The 23,861-nt window shown below is 43.3% G+C and carries 20 protein-coding genes; 18 read left to right on the forward strand and 2 right to left on the reverse strand.

Annotated elements, in window-relative coordinates:
• Positions 1-7: 7 nt before the first annotated feature.
• The 18 genes from sctT to ACXX82_RS21770 all read left to right on the forward strand — a co-directional run bounded on the left by sctT (position 8) and on the right by ACXX82_RS21770 (position 20,668).
• On the forward strand, positions 8-778 hold the full coding sequence (gene sctT / locus ACXX82_RS21685; RefSeq protein ID WP_458563691.1) for a type III secretion system export apparatus subunit SctT: 771 nt from the start codon (positions 8-10) through the stop codon (positions 776-778).
• A gap of 3 nt (positions 779-781) precedes the next feature.
• On the forward strand, positions 782-1,954 hold the full coding sequence (locus tag ACXX82_RS21690) for an EscU/YscU/HrcU family type III secretion system export apparatus switch protein (RefSeq protein WP_323518668.1): 1,173 nt from the start codon (positions 782-784) through the stop codon (positions 1,952-1,954).
• 117 nt (positions 1,955-2,071) lie between these two features.
• Positions 2,072-2,554, forward strand: coding sequence for a type III secretion system translocator chaperone SicA (gene sicA, locus ACXX82_RS21695; RefSeq protein WP_458563692.1), 483 nt, complete (start codon positions 2,072-2,074; stop codon positions 2,552-2,554).
• Positions 2,555-2,571: 17 nt separating this feature from the next.
• Positions 2,572-4,398 carry a type III secretion system translocon subunit SseC family protein gene (gene sctE / locus ACXX82_RS21700; protein ID WP_458563693.1) on the forward strand — a complete coding sequence of 609 codons (1,827 nt, stop codon included), beginning with the start codon at positions 2,572-2,574 and terminating at the stop codon, positions 4,396-4,398.
• A gap of 27 nt (positions 4,399-4,425) precedes the next feature.
• Positions 4,426-5,544, forward strand: coding sequence for an IpaC/SipC family type III secretion system effector (locus ACXX82_RS21705; RefSeq protein ID WP_323507712.1), 1,119 nt, complete (start codon positions 4,426-4,428; stop codon positions 5,542-5,544).
• Positions 5,545-5,642: 98 nt separating this feature from the next.
• Positions 5,643-6,695: an IpaD/SipD/SspD family type III secretion system needle tip protein gene (locus tag ACXX82_RS21710; RefSeq protein WP_458563694.1), complete on the forward strand. Its 1,053-nt coding sequence runs from the start codon at positions 5,643-5,645 to the stop codon at positions 6,693-6,695.
• A 109-nt stretch (positions 6,696-6,804) separates the two neighbouring features.
• Complete coding sequence (locus tag ACXX82_RS21715) at positions 6,805-8,244, forward strand: hypothetical protein (RefSeq protein WP_458563695.1); 1,440 nt, start codon at positions 6,805-6,807, stop codon at positions 8,242-8,244.
• A 149-nt stretch (positions 8,245-8,393) separates the two neighbouring features.
• Positions 8,394-8,687 (forward strand): phosphopantetheine-binding protein, encoded by a 294-nt coding sequence (locus ACXX82_RS21720; protein ID WP_458563696.1) that lies wholly within the window; start codon positions 8,394-8,396, stop codon positions 8,685-8,687.
• A gap of 257 nt (positions 8,688-8,944) precedes the next feature.
• A complete protein-coding gene (locus tag ACXX82_RS21725; protein WP_458563697.1) occupies positions 8,945-12,214 on the forward strand; it encodes an ATP-binding protein in 3,270 nt (1,089 codons plus the stop codon).
• 419 nt (positions 12,215-12,633) lie between these two features.
• Entirely contained in the window at positions 12,634-13,815 is a 1,182-nt protein-coding gene (locus tag ACXX82_RS21730; protein ID WP_458563698.1) for a PrgH/EprH family type III secretion apparatus protein, read from the forward strand.
• A 38-nt stretch (positions 13,816-13,853) separates the two neighbouring features.
• Positions 13,854-14,102: a type III secretion system needle filament subunit SctF gene (gene sctF / locus ACXX82_RS21735; RefSeq protein WP_458563699.1), complete on the forward strand. Its 249-nt coding sequence runs from the start codon at positions 13,854-13,856 to the stop codon at positions 14,100-14,102.
• A gap of 123 nt (positions 14,103-14,225) precedes the next feature.
• Positions 14,226-14,534, forward strand: a complete 309-nt coding sequence (gene sctI, locus ACXX82_RS21740) for a type III secretion system inner rod subunit SctI (protein ID WP_323507659.1) — start codon at positions 14,226-14,228, stop codon at positions 14,532-14,534.
• Positions 14,534-15,385, forward strand: a complete 852-nt coding sequence (locus ACXX82_RS21745; RefSeq protein ID WP_323507660.1) for an EscJ/YscJ/HrcJ family type III secretion inner membrane ring protein — start codon at positions 14,534-14,536, stop codon at positions 15,383-15,385. The genes sctI and ACXX82_RS21745 overlap by 1 nt, the downstream gene beginning before the upstream one ends.
• Positions 15,386-15,398: 13 nt before the next feature.
• On the forward strand, positions 15,399-16,001 hold the full coding sequence (locus ACXX82_RS21750; protein WP_458563700.1) for an OrgA/MxiK family T3SS sorting platform protein: 603 nt from the start codon (positions 15,399-15,401) through the stop codon (positions 15,999-16,001).
• A complete protein-coding gene (locus ACXX82_RS21755; protein WP_323507662.1) occupies positions 15,973-16,680 on the forward strand; it encodes a hypothetical protein in 708 nt (235 codons plus the stop codon). Before ACXX82_RS21750 ends, ACXX82_RS21755 begins: the two co-directional genes overlap by 29 nt.
• Positions 16,673-17,095 (forward strand): hypothetical protein, encoded by a 423-nt coding sequence (locus tag ACXX82_RS21760; protein WP_458563701.1) that lies wholly within the window; start codon positions 16,673-16,675, stop codon positions 17,093-17,095. Before ACXX82_RS21755 ends, ACXX82_RS21760 begins: the two co-directional genes overlap by 8 nt.
• A gap of 344 nt (positions 17,096-17,439) precedes the next feature.
• Positions 17,440-18,213 carry a YuaM family protein gene (locus ACXX82_RS21765; RefSeq protein ID WP_458563702.1) on the forward strand — a complete coding sequence of 258 codons (774 nt, stop codon included), beginning with the start codon at positions 17,440-17,442 and terminating at the stop codon, positions 18,211-18,213.
• Between the two features lie 1,750 nt (positions 18,214-19,963).
• A complete protein-coding gene (locus ACXX82_RS21770) occupies positions 19,964-20,668 on the forward strand; it encodes a response regulator (protein WP_323507611.1) in 705 nt (234 codons plus the stop codon).
• A gap of 300 nt (positions 20,669-20,968) precedes the next feature.
• On the opposite strand, the gene ACXX82_RS21775 is transcribed toward ACXX82_RS21770, so the two are convergent.
• The gene (locus ACXX82_RS21775) at positions 20,969-21,427 is read right to left on the reverse strand and encodes a SixA phosphatase family protein (RefSeq protein ID WP_322238310.1); all 459 of its coding nucleotides are present in this window, start codon (positions 21,425-21,427) and stop codon (positions 20,969-20,971) included.
• 25 nt (positions 21,428-21,452) lie between these two features.
• The gene (ppk1, locus tag ACXX82_RS21780) at positions 21,453-23,597 is read right to left on the reverse strand and encodes a polyphosphate kinase 1 (protein WP_323507612.1); all 2,145 of its coding nucleotides are present in this window, start codon (positions 23,595-23,597) and stop codon (positions 21,453-21,455) included.
• Positions 23,598-23,861: the final 264 nt, after the last annotated feature.

Genomic DNA, 23,861 nt, shown 5'->3' on the forward strand with positions numbered 1-23,861 from the left:
ATTGCTAATGAATGCTTCACTTTTTTTTGATCTACACACTTGGATGCTAGGGGCTTCGCTTGGCTATGTGAGGTTAGCGCCAATATTTTTTATTCTCCCTTTTTTTAATACGACTGTATTGACAGGTCCGACCCGTCATACGGTGATTATGATTATAGCCATGGGATTTTGCCCCGTACCGATGGATGCCATGGCAAACATCGAAACACTTCCTTATATCATTGCTATAGGCAGGGAACTCTTCATTGGTTTAATAATGGCGTGTCTTATTGCGTGGCCTTTTTGGATTTTCCATGCAGTCGGTAACTTTATTGACAATCAGCGAGGCGCCACGCTTAGCAGCACAATCGATCCATCGAATGGCGTAGATACTTCCGAACTAGCCAATTTTTTTAATATCTTTGCAGCTGCAATTTATTTACAAGGTGGTGGGATGCTACTGTTTGCTCAAGCGATCAACAATAGCTATCGGTTATGTGATCCTCTGCAAGGATGTAATTTTTCATCGTTACCAATTATGTCTATTTTGGTCGATCTGATGACCAAGGCAATTGTTGTGGCGAGCCCGGTCATTACGATCATGCTGCTATCCGAGTTCACGTTGGGGCTACTGTCGCGCTTCGCGCCCCAGCTCAATGCATTCTCTGTATCACTCACCATAAAAAGTTTTATGGCAATGCTGACATTGCTAATCTATTTTGGACCGATCTTTCCAGATGAAATTATGCAGTTAACGGCAAAGTCTAGCCAATTGTCATACTGGTTCAGGGGGAAATAGCCAATGTCCGCTGCCAGCAAAACCGAAAAGCCAACAGCAAAAAAAAAGAAAGATGCAGCTAAACGAGGTCAATCATTTAAAGCCCGTGATCTGGTTGTCGCCTGTCTAACTTTTTGTGGCGTGTTGTTCGTAGTATGGCTTGGCTCACTTGCTGAAATCGGAACAGCTCTTATCATTGTTGTGCAAAGCGGATTTGACGTCGATCTCCATCGTTATGTCGCCAGTTTATTGCTATCTGGGTTAAAGGTAATTGGCCCAATTATTTTGCTGAGTATACTTTCTACCGCTATTCCTTCGCTGGTTCAAAGTGGCTTTTCCTTGGCGAGTGAAGCATTAAAGTTGAATTTCGGGGCCGTTAATCCGGCGAAGGGATTTAAAAAAATATTCAGCCTGCGCACTATCAAGGATCTCATCAAGACAATGCTTTATCTGTTTAGTTTTGGTGCTGCTGCGGTACTTGCCTGGTGGTGGCATCGTGGCTTGATATTCTCGCAAATTTATGCCTCGATTCCGGTAATTGTGGACATTTGGGGGAGGCTTATCATTAGTCTGGTTCTGATTTGTTTGGGCTCTGTAATGATCATTATAATTCTCGATGCGATGGCTGAACTTTTCCTTTATCTGAAGGATTTACGCATGGACAAGCAGGAGGTCAAGCGCGAAAACAAGGAGCAGGAGGGCGACCCAATGATCAAGAGTTCACGGCGGCAAGCGCATATGGAATTGCTATCGTCACAAGAGAAGGATGATATCCAAAACTCTAAAATGATTATTGCCAACCCAACGCACATAGCCATCGGTATTTATTTTAAGCCTGAAATTTCACCGATTCCTTATGTCTCTGTACGTCAACGCAATCAACGCGCCTTAGCAGTCAGAATGTATGCGGAGAAGGTTGGTGTTCCCGTGATCGTCGATGTGCGCTTGGCACGACGAATCTATGGCACGCATGCGCTTTATTCAATGGTTGAAATGGATGTTATTTATCCGGTAGTTCACCTGCTTCTCTGGCTTCAGGAGGTCGAACTGGCTGGCATCGACCATCCGGGGGCAATAAGCGAGGATTCTATTAATGATCGAAATGAAGAATCTGAAAATGAGGTTATAGCCGATAGCTACGACGCTAAAAATGACATTGATGTTGATGGAAGTAAGGGTAATTTTTCACCACTTTAATTATAAATTGTGAGGCGTATTTGTAAGTCAAATTTACTATGCGCGTTTTTTTAATGTTCCATTATTTATTTTATTTAATAATGACACCATCGTTTGGTGATGCTTAGGGAGAAAAAAGTGAAACATCAATCCGAAGATTTTGATGAAAATTATCTTGAGACCATTCTGGATGCCGTAAGCGAGGGTGCGACGCTCAAGGAAATACACGGAATTTCCGAACAGCAGATGGATGAGTTGTACGGCCTAGCCTACGATTTTTATCGTCAGGGAAAGTTGGATGAGGCAGAGAAATTTTTTCGTTTTTTGTGTATTTATGACTTTTATTGTCCTGATTTTTTAATGGGATTGGCTGCAGTTTACCAACTCAAAGGGGCCTATCAAAAGGCCGCTGATTTATATGCCGTTGCGTTTGCGCAGGGTGACGGTGATTACCGGTCAATGCTTTACTCCGGACAATGTCAGTTGGCAATGGGGAAGTCTGGCAAAGCTAAGCAGTGTTTTAAAACCGTTATTGAAAATGCAAATGAGGATTCAGTGAAGAAAATTGCTGATGCCTATTTAAAGGCATTACAAAAGAGTGGAAGTAAGGCGTCATTATAAATCGAAAGAGATCCTAGATGAGCATGAGAATAGCCGGAGTGGCAATTGATGTGATTCGAAATGAATCAAATGGCAGTGGTAATTTTTTGTCGAACGAGAAGCTGTCAAAAAAAGCCGAGCAACTGACGAAGCTTTCGCCGGCTTTTTTGCTTGGAGCGCAGCAGGCAGCAAAGGAGCTAGCGGCTCTCGTAATTGATGGGGATAGCGTTGGTGGCCAGGAATATAACGCTGACGTAAGTCGTCCAGAATTGCGAGCACCAAAAAGATGGCAGGCAAGTGTGGCAAATGGCGCACAAAATGAAAGTACAAAAATAGGTATGCGGTTGGCCGCGATGATGGCTGCACTAGAGACAGGAAATCTCACCAAGTTGGCATCCAAAGCGGACGCCTTTTTCTTTCAACAAGAGGTGCTCAATAATACGCGAAAGGAAATTGCGGCTAAATACGAAGCTGCAGTGAAAGCAGTTGAGGGCGCTGTCTCCGATCTTGAAGTGGTAAGTGGAAAATTAGAGGAGTTGATTGACGACGTTGAAGGAATCAAGAAACAACTCGCTGAGGCTGAGCGTGTTCTTTCGTCGGCTAAACCTGGTACGCCTGATTACGATGTTGCGCTACAGAGCCGAAATACACTACAGGCAACTGTCGACAAAAAGCAGGGGCAATTGACTGAGCTGAAGGAGGGTGTGGCTTTATCAGAAGTCGCTCTAGTGGATTTGCAGGATCAGGTTGATGCTGTGTTTGCACAGTCCGGTATAGCAGAAAATAATCTGCCTGAATCTTTGGTAAAAAAAGATCAAAGCAATATAGGACTCATGTTGACCTTGATGACTAAATTGGGTGAACTGATGCTGAAGACTGGAGAGGTGCGTGCCGAAACCCAACGTAGTCTGTTGAGAATTCAAGAGGATATCCGAACCGCAAAAATGACCGCAGATGCCAAAAAAGCGGACATAGAAAGGGCTAAGGCTGAGGCGCTAAATAAAGTCATGGGCTGCGTCGGGAAAATTCTCGGCGCTGTGATTCTCGTAATTGGTGTGTTAGCTGCAGTTTTTACCGGGGGGGCAAGTCTTGTGCTCGCCGGTATTGGTGTGGCTTTGATGCTCGCTGATGAGGTTTACTCCGCGGTGACAGGAAAATCTTTTATGGAAAAGGCCATGCAGCCCCTAATGAAAGCTCTGCAACCGCTATTACAACGTGTAATGAATCGAGTATCCGAACTAATGGAGATGCATGGCGTCGCTCCTGAGAGCGCCAAGATGGCCAGCATGATTGTGGTATCGGTAGGCATCTCTGTGGGTGCAGCGGGGCTTGCCGTCACCGGAGTGTGTGGGGCTGTGGGAGCCGCGGTATCCAATATTACAAGCAAAATTACCTCTGTTCTGTCACGCGTGCTAGAGAAGACGCTGGGTAAAATGATTCCTACGATGCTAAAACAAGGTATTTCACAAGTTTTCTCTCAGGTTTCGGGTGCAGCTTCCAGGATGTTAAATGCAGCAGCTACGCGTTTGGGCATGTCAACCAATTTGGCAAGCAAGCAAATTTACGCTGGTCGGTTGGCTCAACTTGGTGCCGGGCTTAACTTTGAAAAAACGGTTATTACTAGCGGTTTGGATGTTGGCGTGGAGGTTGCGAACCTCAAAACAGCTAAGGCGAATGCCAGCATTCAGTTGGGCGTCAAAGAATTGGCATTATTAAGCGATATGATTTCTGCATTAATGGAGCAGTTTAAAGATTCACTCGATATTTCTCAGAAATTTTTTTCTGCCGCAAGTAACGCGATCAACCATCACACTAGTACCGGCGTTGCATTGGCGCGAGCAATGCGCGGTGCGCATTCTGCTTAATTAAAAATATAGAATAAAGAGAAATAAATGGAAATTCGCAATCAAGTTACGATACTGACTCCAGCTAATGCTGACATTAATAGTGCTGAAAGCAGCAAAACGATTAAAGGAACTGCTAAGGATGCGATTTCAATAACAGCGTTATTGACACTTTTGCCTTTAGAGATGGCCGATGCGACGGAAAGCAGGCGAGCTTTAGAATCTTCGATTAGTTTAATGGCGCCCGATAAGCGTAAGGAGATTATTGTTAATCTAAGGGAATTGGTCGACGAGAGTGTGGATACCCCTGTTGGAAAACTGCTTGAGAAGAAGTTACCAGAAGTCGAAAAAGAAGTGATCGAGAATGCTGGTATAGACCGCCTTCTGGAATTGCTATTTTCGTTATTGATGACACTAGGGCAAAGCAATACCGCGCGTAATGCCGCTGCAGCAAAATTTGCTGAAATATCCGTGCAGCAAGCGGCTGCGGCTGGTGCCAAGGGAGTCAATGCAGCTATAGCAAACTTGGGAGGCGCAGTAACCGGTATGGCAGTTGGCACTGCTGTCGCCGGAGTCGGTTTTCAAAAATTCTCTAAGGCAACTAACGGCCAGATTCGTAATATATCAACCAACGGACGCCAGGTTAATCAGTTACGTGCGCAAAACGCAGCCACTAGCAACGCGCTAAATCGATCAAGCCCGCCGTCGGCTGGAAGCAGTCCGCAGAAGAGTTTACAGACCTTAGATTCGAAAGGTAAGCAATTAGAATTAAAGGCGAATGCGCCCTCAATAAGTAGCGAGGAGCAGGCTGTCCTCAATCAAACCATTCTGCGTACGGACGCGAAGATCGCCGCTAAAGAACTCGCGTCGCAATCTAATTCGCAAAAATTTTCACAGCAACAGTTCGGTGGGCAAACCGTTATTTCATTTTCCCAGCCGCTATCTGCTATCGCGCAAGCTTCAGGAGGGGTGATCTCTGCTGAACAACAAGCAGCAAGTAAATTGAGCGATGCACATGGCGCTGTTGCGTCAACCATTCAACATAGCGAGGAGCAAGCTGCGCAGCGAGCCACAGAGCTGCTGACGAGAATGTTTTCAATGATCGCTTCTTCTTCTGACCAAAGTCGCGCAACGCTAGATTCAATTGTACAAAACATTAAGGCTTAAACAGTTGCGTTAGGCGCTGCTTAATCCAGAGCACCGCCTACTTTATTACACTTTTTCAGTATATTGAATCAGTCCCAACGCCGAGAGGATGTCTTTACATGGAAATAAGCATACAACAGCCACTGACTGCCATGGCAATGTCGATAAACAATCGAGAGACGAGTGATGCATCGGTTTTCTGTAACGACATTGAGCCGTTAATCACCGGTAAACTTCAGGAGGGCGAGCGAGAGCGGATAATATCGCGTGCTCTTCAATTTTCAAGCTTGCTCGAAAATAAAAGGATGGTGTACGCAGAGGTATTACAGGCATTTGATGCAATTGATTTCAATGACCCCACAAAAATTGTAGGGGCGGTCAGACTTGATACTGTCAAACTTGAGAATCTAGCAAATTTAAGTGCGGCAATAGATGGTTCTACTGTGATGGATCACTTACTGGGACCTCAAATTGCCGTTTTACGCAATGATTTGTTGCGGGACCTCGTCGCAGACAAGTTGCCGGATGCCAATAATCTCAATGAGGTTTGGAAAGAATTGTCTGGCTTGATAGGCAAGTACGAGGAGGGTGATTTATCTCATTATGCATCTGCACTCGCCAAGTACACAACTTTATATCAACAAATCACCGACATTGTCGCATCGCTCAAAAAGTATGTGAGTTCCGACGGGGACAATGATATGAAGGTCAATTTTAAACAAATAGAAAATGCGCTTAACTCTATTCTAAATAGATTTGAGCCTCCGACTATGAACGGAGTAATTGCCGGAAAAACTCCTGAAAATGGCATTCTTTCGAACGAGGCCGTCGACATCTGTACGAAGTTAGGAATCGATCCAGTCGAATGTATCCATGCTAACCGGGACGGCACATTTTGTATCATTCCTGATCTATCGCAGATAAAAAAACAAATCGCCAATTTACCGACATCTGACGACGGTATTGTCATAGACGGTCATAAGTTATCCATCACTACCTATAACGTTTGGAAATCTGGTTTTGACGCGCAGGTTAGCAGAATCGAAGATTCGCTGCAGAGTCGTGGGCAAAAGTATAGTAATGCTTACGGCCGCTTCGAAACCGCTCATAAGACGATTAGCTCAATTATTCAAAGCATGGCCGACATGTTGCGTGCTTTTCTTCAGTTTTGAAGCAGGTCAATTTGTAATTCAATAAGAACCTGCTGTGTTGTCTAGTAAAACTGTTGCACAAAACAAGGTGAGTCATTCACCCTTGCAAAATTATCTATAGGAATAATCGATGGGACCAACACTGATCAGCGGTTCAACAAGAGGCGCTGTTTGTCCACATCCGAACAATATCACCAAGCCTAAAATGTCGTTCGTGGATGGTATTGAAAGCGTAAGCGGAAGTAATCAAGTTTGCGTTCCCCCCAATCCGAGTGATTTCGATTTCAGCGGCACTCCGCAAATAAACGAGCGCCATCAAATCACCGCAGCTGCGCATGAGGCGTATACCGCAGCTATCGATGTGATAGCTGCATCCACCGAAGGGGCTGTCGCCTCGGAAGCGCTATTGCCAAACGCCACCCGGCCGATTGATCAGGCCGAAGCCTCCGCTTTTGAGGCGATTTCAAGAATAGCTGATAAACCGGAAGATTTTAAACGGATAGTCGCCCAAGGAACACATGCGGCCACGATTGGCGTCTCTGACCTGGCGCTGGCATTATCGACGTTGCGAATTCACGGCGGAGCAGAAGTCTCGGACGATTGCAATAGGCTATCACGGCAACTATGCATGTTGGTAATGGGGGATAAACTTGGCGAAGAATCTGGATTTTCGCATTGGCAAAAAAATAATTGTTATGACAAGGTGCAGCAACTTAGCGAAAAAATACATGCCAAACTTGATGCTGTAGTGCGCCATAACAAATCAGATTTATTTACTACCGTTTTTAATACTGACGTGATGCCAGTGATTCGTCAACACTTAGAAGCTAAATTTGGCTCGCTATCACTTGCAACGTGGAAAAAAGTTGAAGAAGCAAAAGGAACAATCTCTGATGCCGCGGCGAAAGCGGCCACTCGTGTGTTGAGTACGTTTCAGTCACCAAACGGTGGTGCTAATTTGCACAGTATGATGAATCAAGTCAGAGTTGCTTATCACTGGGCGGAGTTGATGCGTCCGGTCGATGAAAAATCAGTTGTCCCGCCGGCTGTAGAGGATACAAAAAATATTCCTGGCGATTCATTAAAAGAGTCTGATGTCGCAAATACATTAGCTGATTTGCCGATTGGAGCCGAAAAAACGATGATTAATGCCAATCCAGTAATCAACATTAATATTGGTGAAAAGCTAAGAAGGTCTGGCGCATCAGAAGATATATTGTCAGTGACGATCGATAACAAAAGTACACCTATGCCATTAGTAAACATACCTAGGGCATCGTTGTCAAACTTGGATATATATAATCCGCCGTTTAGCCTTGCCGAAATAAATCCAGAACAATATTATGTTGATTTATTACGACAACAAACATCATCGGGCCCGGAGCGTTTCAAACAAGAAAATAAGACATTGAAGGAAAATCGGAATATCAGATTAACTCCGTTCAAAAAAAAGGGCGAGTATCAGATTCGTCAAGCAGAAAGCAAAGCCATATCCTCCACCGAAAATCCCATGCTCGTCGGTCCTGGTATGGAGCCAGTGAGGAACGGAAGAAGAGTAAAAATCACTTGATGGCGGAACTTGCATGTGACTCTTAAGTTATATTTTTTCAATCTATATCGCTATCTGAAATAGCCGATTCCTTCTTCATTGGCGACTACTTATAAAGTAGTTATCACAAAATTCCGTACACCTTTCAAATAATTTAAAGGAAATTCCCCATGATTTTCTCGACCGAACCTGCGCATATCGTATTTCCGGTAGATGAGTTGGTAATACGGAAACAAGTACTGTCCTACCTCTCAGAATATTTTATGGCTGATGAAGACCTTGTAGATGAGACTTTTCTTATTGATGATCTCGGCGCTGATTCTTTGGATCTTTTACAGGTCGTTTATACATTAAATGAAATGTTTATTATCCAGATTGAACCCGATGATCTGCCGCGTATGTTGTTTGTCGGCGGGGTCTGCGACCTTGTCATTGAACTCGTTAAAAAATCTGATGGCTATTAAGCTTCGCCTGTTTAATATTTAAAAAATGTTGTTGTTTCACGCTCAAAATAAGAAGATGCCAGGATCATACTTTTATTTTTTCCGACTGTCGTGTATGCTGCCGTTGATTTTTCAAGTGCTATAAGTACGATCTAATTTATCTACAGAGTCAATTGTGGAGTTGGTACGGCTAAGCAATTTTACAAGCATATGATATGCCTGTCGCAATGACAGAAGCCTGAAAAAAAGTCATATCATTACTGGTTTTTAAGATGTAGTTGATTGCCGCTAAGACGGGAAATGTCGTGGTGGTGGAGCGTATAGCAATAGATATTGATCGGAAAGATATAATCCTCGAAAACAATCAAATAAAAACGATTGCGCATCATCAACGCTTTTTTTTGGTGGGCTGCGGGCTGATCTTGTCATTGGTACTATTGACCATCATGGTCTTTCTGATCCATGTTCACACAAATAATTCGATCGTAAATAAACGTGCCTTTTTTTCTCATAAAAATGCAATTGTTGTCGGTGATGTGACCCCAAAAAAATATGAGGTTCGGCGTAATACTGGATACGTTGATGTTGAAGGAAAAGTCGATCGAAATAACTCTATTTCTGATTGCGATCAATTGCTGAGTGATGGCCAAAAATTATTTCTTGAGCGTAAACCTAATGCTACCGTGAAATTCGCTGGAAGCCTGATATCACAGCAACAATTTGCGGAAAATTTCTTTTGCCTGAAAAAATTAAGCAACCCCCAACCCCATACTTCCGTCATTAGGCCGGCAGATTCCGGTGAGCTATCTAATGGTTATTTTTTTGACCTTGTATATGTCTTTCCACAAATCATGTCGCGACCTGACAGCATTTGGACACAGAGCTTTAAACCGATTGCGCTAGTTTCTTCTGTTCGAGAATTAATGCCAGATATGGGTCACGTTTCCGACCCATTACAGAATCCTTGGCTAACGCCATTTTTGGCGAACAATAAGTTGGAAAAATTTGCACTTACGCGCTGGGATGTTAACACTGCGAATCTAACGCTTGAACAAAGTGTAATAGATGCCAAGGTTTCGGCTTTGGAGCTAAAGGATCCACATTATTTTAATTGCGATAGAACTCTCACTATCAGGAAATTGCTTAGTAATGCCAAGCGGATAGCTGAACTTCCATACTCAGAAGAACCTATCTGGATATATCAGCATTGGTTTTTGATATTAATCGTTGTTGGAACCTTGGTATTGCTCATTCTATTGTGGTGCTGTATTTTTTTTTATGATCGCACTATGTTAAGACCATTGTTGCTGAGTGCCCAGCAGGTATTTGATAGTGAAAAAATGCATCGCGTAATGGTTGTGAACGCACCCGGTGGATTGTGCCTTTTGACAATAGACGACGGAAAAGTACTGCTGCAAAACCATGGAATGCAAACTTATCATAACGAAGCCCCGTGCCTACCATCTCGCTTTCTGGCACTAAGCCGCGTTTCGAACGAAAAAAATAATCAGACATTTCCTCAGTCGCTTGGCGAACACGATCTCATGATGGTTGATCGTGGAGGACAATGTCGCCACTTGCTAGTAAGTCTTGTCCTCACCCGTTACGCAGGACGACAATTGTTGTTGTGTAGTTTTTTGGAGATAACAGCAAGTAAATTAATTGAAAAACAATTGTTGGACGCACGCATCGCTGCAGATGTTGCTAACGCAACTAAATCCACCGCACTGGCCCACGTTAGCCATGAAATACGTACGCCACTTAACAGTATTGTGGGGAATCTAGAGTTATTAGCGCGTACACCAATGACAGAACTACAGTACGACCGTATGAACATCATCGTCAGCTCTTCACGTGGACTACTCGATATCATTAACGATATTCTAGATTTTTCAAAGATCGAATCCGGCCAAATGTCATTGGAAGTTATCCCTTTTGATCTGGCAGAAACTATTGAACAGGCAATCTTGTTATTTGTTCCACTAGTTCAGAATAAGGGGTTGGCACTGTTTTACTACATTAATCCTCTTCTGCCACGCTATTACCTCGGCGACCCGAAACGCTTCAGACAGATAGTTCTCAATCTTTTAAGTAACGCAGTCAAATTCACCGAACGAGGAAACATCAGGCTTGTGTTAACGGTCGAAAATGGTGATGTGGTACTCCGAGTTACGGATACTGGCATTGGGATCTCGCTAGAACGCCAGCGAGAGTTGTTTCAACCATTCGTTCAGGCCGAGCCGTCGGCTAGTCGACTTTTCGGTGGTACTGGTCTTGGCTTGGCGCTATGTGATCAGTTGATCAATTTAATGAATGGAAAAATAGCTATAAGTAGTATTAAGGGAAAAGGAACAACCATTACCGTCAGGGCATCACTTCGTACTGATGCACTTAGACCTGCGTTATTACCATCGTTGTCTTTTGAATCGATGAAGATGGTAACCGTATTGTGCGCCACACCTGAGTGTTGGGAACAATTGGTAGCGCTTATATCTGGATGGGGAATAATGCCGGTGAAGATTACTCATCCAGATGAGTTGACCCTGACGAGTGCGCCACTGTTATTGTTTGGACGCCAGCGGCATTGGTGTCTGATAGATGAAGAAAGGGCTGGATTATTGGCTGGTTGCATCATAGATATTTTGGAAGATGGGCCTCGACATCCCATTGTGCAGCCTGGGCCAACCGTCCGAATATTAGTGTCATGCTACTCAACTAGCGGTTTGCACGACGCGCTCAGGCGCGCCTTGGATCCGGCGATTTTAATACCGGTTATCTCCGAACTTGCTATGCAGGAAGGAAACTCATTGCTTAACACTGACAAACCTCATCCTTTGGTTGCGCCATCCGTACACATTTTGGTGGTGGAAGACCATCCCCTTAATCTCGCATTAGTAGGTGATCAACTAAGTCTGCTTGGTTATAAAGTGACTTTAGTGGCTTCGGCTATCGAGGTGTTACAGCTATTTAGTCCAGGTGATTTTGACATCGTGTTGACTGATCTCAGTATGCCTGAATTGGATGGTTATATGCTGGCTAAAATTTTGCGTCAACAGAACGTTCTACTTCCAATTATTGCACTTACTGCACATGCGAATAAGGAAGAGCATACGCGCTGCGAGAAGGCAGGCATTGACGATATTTTAGTTAAGCCGGTGTCGCTGGAGCGACTTGATTGCATGATTCGTAAATGCCTTGCTGGAACGACATTTCCTTTTCCTGATGCTATTTTTCTTAAGCATGATTTGAATCTGACAACGGAGAGGATTTCAGTCCTTCAGCTTTCTAGCGCGACTTCATTCAAAATTATTTTCTCCGCATTCTCGAACAACCAAGCCGAAATAATTCAGGAACAACTTCACTCGCTTGCAGGTGCTTTTGCTATTTGTGGTGAGTTATCAATCGTCAATACTTGTCGCTCCCTTGAAAATGAATGCATGCTTATGCTTTCCGCTGATCTGCGGAATCGTCTGAAAATATTGGAAAACGTCATTGCCCAGACAATTAAACGCAGAGCTTCTGGTAGTGATTTTTCTTTGGAGGCTTGATGAAAATTTTGACATTTGCCAATTTCTATTTTTTTGAAAGAAGTTAGCTGCTTGTCTTTTTCTCACGTATTCAAAATAGAAAACTAAAAAAGCATCGAAAAAAATAATCTGAATTCTATCCCGATAGCGACCAAAATATAGAGGCTTAAGAGAGCATCGTTGGATAAATTAAAACGATCAACAATCTCGTTGCTCTGATCAATCCTATCAAATCTGGTGCACATTTCGTTCTGGTCTGATATCGAAAGAATGAGGAATTAAATAGACTCTGTTTCATGTTATCACCAGTCTTAAGTTTTAAAAATTTAGAATTAAGTCCAAACTGCATGTGCATATTTGAACCACGTTATTTAGCATGGCACTAGGGACATAAAATGTTAGTGACTGTCGTCGCTCGATAATAACGAAGAGAAGTTGCTATGTCATCGAAATTAAACGCCGAAAAAATTTCGGAAGTCGCAGTATTACGTTTTTTGAACGGACCCTTTCACGGATGTGAGTACAGTCTTGCAGAGGGCAGGACATTATTCGTGGTCGGTGCGATGCAGGATTTGATCGTTTGTGAAGTGATGCCGGAATTTTCGAATAATACTGTAGTTGTGCCGATGCCAAAAGGCGGTATTAATTTTGAAATTATTCTTAGTTCTAAAGTGTCAGATGGATTTTTGTTCCGAATACTGGACGATACATCTGAAGATCAACAGCAACTATTTCAAGATGCATGTAGTGCGGGAACGGTAAGATTTTCGGTTCGCCCACCCGGCGTGGAATGGGTTAACTCAATCCAGAAAAATAAACTACTTGTTGAAGTAGCTGTAGATAAAAAATCGCTTTTATCTACAATCAGTTGGGTAGGTGGATTAGCCGTTTTATTTTTTATAGTGACTCTTATTATAGTCACACGGAAGAGCTTTAAAGAAGACGAATACGTTACGGAAGTAACCTCTGCGATTAGTGGCTCTATCAGCGAATACAAAATTCTCAAGGGGCGCGACAGCATAGTGTATGTGTTCGCTAACAGTGATAGAGATTTGGCATGGGGTCGACAGGCCCTAATCCGTAGAGGTTTAAGCGATAAAGTCAAAATTTCGTCGTTAAGGTTGGAGGAGTCGCGGATCAATAAACTGTTGCAATCCACCTATCCGAATCTCGCTTTTCATCGGCTGAATTTAGACGAGGTAGCGAAGCCAGTATTAATGCTGAGCGCAGAGAGGACTACTCTTACTAGTGAAATAAGAACGATTCTAATCGAAAGGATGATGCACTGGATGCCTTATAGCGACATGATCATTCTCGATAAATGGGATGATGCGATGCTCGAGAAACAGGCCAGGACGGGATTAGACCGAATAGGTATTACTTATTTATCCAAGCATGATGATCGTCGGATCACGTTTCTGACAAAAGGTGACTTAACGGATGTTGAGCTGCTTAATCTGCAAAGATTTACTCACAATTTCTATCAATATTTTGGTGTTGAATACGTACATTTTTCTGTCGATCTAGAAGACGACTGGTTAAAAAATAAGTCATTTAAATATAACGGTAATGATTACGTAAAAATGACATCGAAGCATTGGCTCTTTACTAAATCCTTATAGTTAATTAACTCTTTCAAAAGAAAACAAAGGTAAAAAATATGGCCGCATATCCTGGTAATGGTTTGATGGTTTCGATCGCAAAAGCTTTTGAGGATGGCGGTCAAGAGCTCTTCGATCGAGAAAAGACTTTGCGTGAACAATTAAGTGGTGGCAATAGCGCTAATCCAACTCTTCTCGCAGAATATCAGGCAGTCATCTCTGAGATGAGTATCCTGCGTAACGCCCAGTCATCCACAGTTAAGGCATTTAAAGATATGGATGCAACGATCGTAGCGAACTTTCGATAACCAGGCGGAAATAACAACGTTAATGTCGCGGATACGTTTCTGCACTTTAGGATTTTTTGATTCTTTGGTGCTTCGCCGTATTAGCTTTCGCAAATGCTCACGTTTTAGATGGAGTTGATTAAAATGACTATATTGCCAATTGCCGTTACACAGAGCGTATCCAGCGCAAAGTTCGCAGATGTTTCTCCTCATGAGATGGGTGCTTTATCGCTTGATGACAGATTGCGAGATGCGTTTGTTTCGAGCTCAGTATCTACCCAGAATGAATACGAATACATCATGAGTAAGATCAACGGTCCGAAATTCGATACAACCCCGGCCGGCTTGCTAGAGCTACAAGTACATATTGGTGACTATAAACAAGATGTAGAAATCATTAGCGCATTGACCCGGAAAGGCGTAGCCACAATAGAAGCCCTTTTACGAACGTGATGATGAAACATGGCTTGTTGGTCATCTGTTTCTTCTTGGCCGGTTGTAAGCAGGAAAATTTGTTGCAGAGCCTTGAGCAGCGCCAAGCTAATGAAGTGGTGGCAGTTTTACATAGGAATAATATCGATGCGACAAAAAAAAATAATGGTAAGAACGGTTTCAGTGTTGATGTAGGACAAGTTGATTTTGCTGCTGCGGTAGATATTTTGAAGGTTTACGATCTTCCATCACCAAAGGCGATAGAGGTAGCAGACATGTTCCCGGCCGACTCATTAGTGGCTTCTCCGCGGGCAGAAAAAGCACGACTTTATTCTGCTATTGAGCAGCGTTTGGAGCAATCTTTAAAAACTGTTTCAGGAGTGGTATCCACACGTGTACACGTCAGTTACGACTTGGATGGTGCAGAGCGCGGTCAAAAAAATCGTCCGGTTCATTTGTCAACATTGATAGTTTATGACGAGGAGATTAATCCAGAAACTATGATTAATAATACCAAACGATTCCTAAAGAATAGTTTCGATCAAGTTGAGTACGATAATATTTCTGTCATCTTGTCGAAGCGCCCGACCTTACAGAACCAAACACCAAAAAATCCTAGAGCGCAGGATTACCGCCTCCCGACCACTTGGCTTGGAATAATTACAGTACTGCTGCTCACCGTGATAGCGGGATTACTCTGGCATTTTAATCGCCGTGGATCGCCAAGCGCGGTTCGCGCGCCGTTGATTGTGCAAGAGCTGGAAGACGCTCAATCTATTAATACGTCATCGGACGCAGCGTCTCCTCTTAGGACGACACCGGATCAGATGGTGCGCGTCGAGCCGCAAAAGTTGGTGGACGGCCATGGATGAAATGAGTAGATGCATGGCATCAATAATGTACGATCCATTGAGCTACATTCATCCACAGAGAATGTGTTTGCCAAAATTGTTTGACACACCGCGCCAGCGTGGAGTGATCAACGACATCTTGATGCATCAGCTCGGATTGCCGGCCAGATTGGAGTCCGTAAGCTCTATTTTGGAGCGTCAATTAGTATTGAACTGGACGCAACTTCCTTATATCAGCACGCTGATTGGCGCGCAGTTGTTAAAGGCTGATCTTGGATGGGAAGGCAATTTATTACATCTTTCCAGCTCCGTACAGTTTTTTATGTCCCGTCGGTTGGGCGTCGCTAAACCGCATTCAAGGTACTCAGAAGAAGTGCTTGAAGACGTTCAAAAAATCGGCTTACAGCATCTTTTACTTTGGCAGCTAGAGGCATCAGAAACATTAAAAAAGCGGATGGCTTTGCTTTTTCCTCCAAATTTAGATATCTGTTTTGCAAAACAATACTCTCTGACCTTACCCCCAACAGAATTCGATTTTCCCCTGCGTGCTGTGTCTGTAAGGGAATGCAGGAAAGTGGATCTATTTTTAATCTTACAGGCGATACAGTATGCCAAAAATTATTCAGACAATGTGTGAGGTCATGCCGGAAGAGGGAGTGTTAGTACGCAGTGGTTATTTGCGAAATAACATTAAAGCGTCAGCGCTAATGAATGAGGCGCGCCGTCGTGCCAAATCCTTGGTAGCGCATGCAGAAGCTGAGGTTGAGTACATATACCAGCAAGCGCAATGCGATGGATATGCCAAAGGAATTTTACAGGCCGCTGGTGAGTTAGTACAGTACTTGGCGGGTCATGCTGATTTAGGTGTGGAGATGATAACCCGGTTGCGAGAAGAAATACGCGTGCTTCTATATCGCAGTGTAGTCAATCCAGAGGTGGTAATGGCGATTTTTGAAGAGTCGCTTGATCGAGAGGATGTGACAGAAAGCACAAGTCTGAATTTACTGATTCCAGAGAGCTTCAGGCCGAACCACCGTACCTTGATGGAGCATTTTCGCCTACATTTTAAGGGGCATATCAATATCGAATATCAATTTGGTACACGCTTTTTATTACGGATGAATGATCACGTCGCCGAATTTTCTCCAGACGAGTTCGTAAACATGGCAAGCGACCGCGCGATGAATAGCTTGCCAGCTATACATTTACAAAGTAACGCCATCATGGAAGTATGTCGCGAACGCCTAGCAGTAATTTTTGATACACATTGTTCGCCACCAATAGCGCTTCAAAAATGTGACGAAGGTTATGATTAATCAAATAAATACTATGACATCACAAATGCACTTTGATGCTATGGGAAAAATAGAGGCGGTTATTCCAATAGAAACACGATTGGATCGAAGCTTAGCCGGTGATCAAAACTTAGACCAGCTTTACGAAAGTCTAAAAAAAATATGGGAGAAAAATTCATCGGTAAGCATTCTGGATATTATTAACCAAGTACGCAATTTTGCGAATACGGGTGGAGAAAAACCGTACGGTGATATCTCGACTCATACTGCTGTAATTGGACAGGTCAGGGAGAAATTGAATGCAGAAAGTGGCTGCGAAACGCCATTTTATGCGTTATTGAATGAAAGCCTCGGCTTCGCCATTGTGTCAAACGGCATCCTAAATAGTTTTTTGGCAAAGATGCGAGAGCGCCCTGAAGACCCTGAGCCTTGGTAAAAGATGTGCTGTTCATCTCGCATTGTGGATTTGCTTAGTGAGGCATAGAGATTGTGTTGTAGATGAGTCGCTATAGGTCGATCATTCGATTTTCTTATCGACTACATTTAGCGAGTAGCTTACCGATGCTCGACTTATTTTGAGACCGGTATATCCTAAGGTGGATGTCGGCTCTATCGCTAAATCACTTTCGTGTATTGATTGGCATAGGCTCCTCAATATACTTCGACTTGGAATTTACTTTGAGGGCAGGGTGCAATGTCAGTGCGTTTACAGAGATGCGTGTTTTCATGTTGAATCACGCTTGATTATGATCAATAATTAGAAAATATTAGAAAAAATATATGGACCGACAATGTGCAGATTTGCTTGATATCCTCGATAAAATAAGAAAAGGTGGAGCTGACAAAACGCGTACTTCGCTTGACGCCACAATCTCAAGAGTTACTTGGTGGTTCAGAGGACTATCGCTTCTCATCACTTTATCTATGCTCGTATTCGGCCTCGTTATCAGTCGTATCCGTCCGCTAGAGTATTTCTGGATGGAAATTATAGGTTGGATTGGAATGTTGGCTATGTTGCTAGCGTTGTTTGGTCTATTACTTGATATGCTACCCCAGCTTATAGAGCTCATTAGATTCCGAAAAGTTGCGCTTCGGCAGTTCAAACTTGAAATCCAATACGATCTCTGGCAGGTGGCAGAACTTATGGATATCCCAACTCAGACTCTTGAGCACGTTCAACGATATTTAGAATTAAAGATTGAGCGATCAAAGCATAGAATCCTTATGTTCATCGGTGGCCCCGAGAAACTTGCGCTGTTTTCTCTGGCATGTTTGGGATATTCCTTTTCTAAGCAATTGCCGTTGAACTCTACGATGTGGGGTAATAGTTGGTTTCGCTATAGCCTTGGGTTTCTAGCAGGTATTATGCTTGGTGGGATCTTACTTAATGCAGTTGTTCAGCGTTATATTTATCACAGGGAATTGATTCAACTTGCACTTGAATATCAATCTATAAATCAAAGACTGCACCGTTTTTACAACATGCCGACATTACCCTTTAAAGAAGCGCTTCGTCACCGCTGCAGTAAAGTCTTGGCATTTTGCCGGATATAATTACTACGATCAGGTGGCTCTAAGAGGCATGATTAAAACAATTTCATTGGATTGGCTAATATGCGAAATACATGATGTTGAACATTAAGACAGTGCCGCGTTATCACATGAACTGTAATCGAGCGTGCTGGAATAGTGTTTTAAAATAGGCTACTCCATAGATGAGTATTCAACTATTGGGAGGTATTTAAAATATGACCAGAAAACACTGAACATTTAACTTTTGAGATCGAAGGTAAATTTGATGCAAGAGACAGCACAGAGCATAACGCAGATGCATCAAATACTTGTTTGACGCCAAGTTAATGCGGAGTTGTAGCGCGTCAACGCTGAGAAAAAGGATAGTCGGGCTGTTGACGGTGGACCAGCAGCATACGCCGCTGGTGATTGCGGGACTGCTTCGCATTACGCATAGGCGAGCTTGGGATGATGTGGGTAATGACCCTTAAGCTCGCCGGAATAAATTCCTGCTGCTTAGCAATATCTTCGTCTACCCACCATATTCGGTGATTTTTGGCGGGACTATCTCATGGTTCGATTCAACTATTCTACTCGTGATGCAAATAGAGTCTCGGCGGTTTACGCTATTGCCTTTGGTATGACTTCCTGATCGAAAATCCTTCAGTACCAATAGCGGCTTCATTCGATTGGGTGGGCGCCCTTCCTAATTTCATCTGTTCAATCTGCTGCCCAAATTTCTTCGATTTAAGGCTTAACTGCGATCGTTAAAGCTGCAGTGCATACCGATAACACGCCCTGCCATCCAGATCCATATTCCGTCTTAACAATTACGTTTTTTGACTAAAGCACTAAAATTACGACAAGCGTTGCTGCACCGAAAAGACCCGCGAATCGCAGTGAATTTTCGCCTTTATTCGTGAGCATAATTGCTGGAAAATATAGCGCTTCTGAAAGAGAAGCGTTTTGGGCCGACTATAGGTAGATCGATTGTATGGGAGTTTAATTTACTCAAGAATTTTATCTTATTTTGACTAAGAATTCTCTAGAGGAGTCACTTTTTTTGGCGTTTAAATGTGAAGTAAAAGATATATAGCCCGTTATTTTGGCTTAAAAAACATAACGCCATAGAAGAAAAAAATTATATCGAGCGTGTTCAGATGGCATTGTTTATGAACAAATCTCCGTCGAAGTGTAGAACTAGAACTTTCTTAGTCGTATGGAGGCGTTCATATGTGTAATATGGTCGGTATCGGTTGCTACACAATACGTGCGGCGATTCGATGATTGCGTCATGCTTTTAATTGAATGTGGAGCGTGATATTTTGCGGATGCTGAAATTAATTAAAATAGTGAAGTTAGCAAAAGATATGGAGACAAGAAGGTGACACGGTGCATCATAAAATGAGTCCATCTACAGTTCGTAATGCGTTCATTGATAAAGCAAGAAGCATTAAAATGCTATGAGTGGGCTAATCAGCGATCAGGTCGAAAATTTTATGAAAACTATTTGGCGCATTCCTACAGTCTATTTAAAAAAAGACTAAAGATATATTTAAAAAGACGGTAATTATTTTTTTATATTTTCTGGCATTCGCGATGCATCAGAATTATTTACACGTTCGTCTTAAATTAATTCGTGCGACTGAGTGGGGTGTAGTAATTTAAAATCGTTTTTCTTCGGTGAGATATGTTTTGTTTTTTAGCTTAAATAAACAGAGTTCCATATATTCTTGTCCCACTCATTTGCGACGCCTTAAGCAACTAAATCAGAGATTTCTTAAGGTAATCAGTGAATACACAAATAATCAAAGTAATTATTGCTGATGACCATCCATTTGTATTGGCGGGAATCAGATCTGTAATCGCTGCAAGTAGCCTGAAAGTAGTAGCAACAGCTTGTAATTCAACAGAAATAATTGATCTGTTAAATAAGGGTTTATGCGACGTGCTGGTGGCTGACTATGTAATGCCAGGTGGCGAATTTGGCGATGGCATTCCTTTGTTTGAATTCATTCTTCGACGTTACCCAGGCGTGCGTATTGTCGCCATGACCATGATCGATAATCCGGCAATTTTAGGGAAATTAAGAGCGATAGGAGTGCGCTGTATTCTTAGCAAGATGGATGACGTCAATTATTTAATATCGGCAGTCCATATCGCCTATGGAAGTGATAAGGGTGAGTTCTTTTCCCCAACGATAAAATCTATCATGAAGGAATACGGTAATGTGAAAGGACGCTTGGCATTATCTCAGCGAGAGGCAGAAGTACTGCGACTGTATGTCTCTGGTATGGCAATCAGTGAGATCGCAAGTCATCTGCATCGGAGCAAGCAAACTGTGAGCTCCCAAAAAAATAGCGCGATGCGAAAGATCGGAGTCGAATGCGATATGGATCTTTTTAAATACGCGATTGAGGTAGGCCTGGCACCTTCGTCAAGGACCGAAAACCAGAGCTATCACGATAACATCAGCTTCCGAACGCCCCTTTGCTAAAATATCCTATTTAGGTCGGATGAGCCTACGCGAGTGGCGTCGAAGAAAGATCCGGACTCGAGATTTAAGTTGTAATGCATCTTTGAATACAATCCACCCGCGCTAATCCTCGTCTTAATTCTAAGAGAGAGTCGCGACATGATGATATTCCAGTTTACATGTAAATTATTGAAAAATTGGAAACGAAGCTAAGACATCATATTTAAATCTGCAAATAAATATATAAATATATAAATATATAAATATTAAAAATTTACAAAGTGACGCGTTTTACAGATTCATATTTACATGTTGAACCATTTACTTTGCAATCAGTTCCGCCGACATGACTGCTTTAAGATAGGTTGTCGTGGTATCACCACGCTGCCGTTGTGCGATCCACCAGGCGCTGCCTTTACGTATCGACCATTCTTTTTTTTCGCCAGCGATAAGTATCGCAGCTACCTGACCCAGCGTGGGTTGATGCCCGATAATGAGTACTGGTTCGCGAGAGTCTGGCCAATGGGCCGCTGCTAATAGTTGATCAGCAGTGCAGTTTGGGGCGAGTTCTGGATGAATCTTAAATTTGCGTCCCAATGCTTCCGCTGTCTGGATAGTGCGAGTCGCCGGGCTGCAGAGTATCTTACAAGAGTTGGGTAAATTGCGGTCAAGCCAGTCTGCCATTTTCCATGCTTGTTTATGACCTTTTCCGGTCAGAGCACGGCCTTCGTCGGGTTCGCCGACCTCAGCCTCAGCGTGACGCCAGAGTATCAGTTCCATGAAAATTTCCTTAACAATTATTAGATTAGCTGGTTTCTGAAGACGCACCTAAAAGAGACATCAGGTGCTGCTGGGCGCTAAACGCTGCACTACGTGGTCCTTTTTTACGTTTGGTCCAATTTCCATCCGACGACAATTCCCATGCATTGACATTGTCTTTCAGGTAAGGCGTTAGTCCCTCATTGATGACACGCTTTTTTAGTGCTTTGTCTAATATGGGGAATGCCACCTCAACGCGCCTGAAAAGATTACGATTCATCCAGTCGGCACTGGCAAGATAGACATCGTGCTGTAAATTATTCCGAAAGTAATAGATTCGCGTGTGTTCAAGAAAACGCCCGATGATAGAGCGCACCGAAATATTGTCCGATAGTCCGGTCACGCCAGGGCGCAATGCACAGGCGCCTCTAATAATAAGTTCTATTTTCACGCCATCTGCTGAAGCAGCATAGAGCGCTTTGATTACCGACTCATCCAACAACGCGTTCATTTTTGCGACTATCCGCGCTGGTCTGCCTTGCCGTGCTATTTCTGCCTCGTTTCGAATCGCGCGAATTAATTCTTTTTGCAGGGCGAATGGGGCCAGCCAAAGATGATCCATTTTTTTTGGTTTAGTCAGACTGGTTAGGTGAATGAATACTTCATTCACCTCGATTGCTAACTTTTGGTTAGCAGTTAGCAGACCAAAGTCGGTGTATAGCTTGGTGGTGTTCGGATGATAGTTTCCGGTTCCTAGGTGCGCATAAAAGCACAATCCATTCGTATCGTCTTTTCCTCCATTGATTATTTCGCGGCGGATAACGAGTGCCAGTTTTGCGTGCGTTTTCAAGCCGACTACACCATATACAACATGGGCTCCGGCGCGCTCTAATCGGTCGGCCCAATTAATGTTCGCTTCTTCATCGAAACGTGCCATTAATTCGACTACTACAGTGACTTCCTTACCCAACTGCGCTGCAAGAATTAATGATTCGATTAAATCCGAATTCATCCCTGCGCGATAAATAGTCTGCCTTATAGCAACGACTAACGGGTCATGTGCCGCGCTGCGGATAAAGTCGATCACTGGTTGAAACGACTGAAACGGATGGTGCAACAGGACATCTTTTCTTTTTAATAAGGTGAAAATATCTTCAGATAACAAGTGCGAAGGCAGGCCCGGTGTAAAGGTTGGGAAGCGCAGATTCGGGAGCGTGGTCTGATCAATCATTTCTGATAGTCGCACCAGATTGACTGGTCCATCAACGGCATACATTCGATTTGGCGCGATAGAAAATTGATTGAGTAAAAAGGTAGATAAATGCTGAGGGCAGTTTTGGGCTATTTCGAGACGAACCGCAACGCCAAACTGGCGACTTTGTAATTCACTTTGTAGCGCCTGACGTAGATTTTTCACCTCCTCTTCATCGACCCATAAATCACTATTGCGCGTCACCCGAAATTGGTAGTAGGAGAGTATGTGGCGCCCGCTAAACAGATCATTAATATGCGCATGAATGATTGATGACAGTAAACAGAATGAAATGCCATTCGGCGATAGCGCATCGGGTAATCTAATCACACGCGGTAATACACGCGGCGCTTTCACAATGGCGATTGTCGCTTCTCGTCCGAACGCATCTTTTCCCGCCATTTCGACGATAAAATTTAAGCTCTTGTTGAGAACTTGCGGAAACGGATGAGCCGGATCAAGCCCGATGGGGGTGAGTAAGGGACGAATTTCGTGCTCAAAATACGATTTCACCCAAGCACGCTGGGCTTCGTTACGATCTTTATGCCTTAGAAGATGAACACCATTCGCTGATAGTTGCGGCAAGACTTCCTTGTTCAGGATGGCATATTGACGTGCAACGATATCGTGACATTCGGTACTGGTTAGTTTGAACGCCTCAGTCAGCAGCGGGGGATCAATGACTTGGCTGCCGTCCTCTGTGTGACTATTGGCCAAAAGACTTGCAATGCGTACTTCAAAAAACTCATCCAGATTGTTACTGACGATACATAAATAGCGTAACCGCTCAAGCAATGGAATGTGTCGTTGCTCGGCTTGCGCCAATACCCTCCGATTAAAGGCGAGAAGCGAGAGCTCGCGATTCAAATAGGCAGGGTTGCTATCAATATTTGGTTTAATTGGGTCACTTCCCTCGCCCGGGCTAGTATTTTTTTTCATAAAGTGAGTGTACTAGTCTGGACAATTTGATCGGAGTGTATGCAGACAATATGACATCTTGATGACAAATACGATAGCTATTTGAGCCCTTTATTATTCAAATAGAACACTAATTACACTGTTATGTTGCGCTTCATTGCGTGTCACAAACATGTCATAAATGTTGGTTAAAGTTCCGCCTGTCCCAATGGACGTTATGAATTTGCGGCTGTAAATGTATCAAATAAACCATTTTAGCTAGCCTGATCCGTAAGAAACCGTAAG

The organism is Glaciimonas sp. GNP009 (assembly GCF_054343755.1).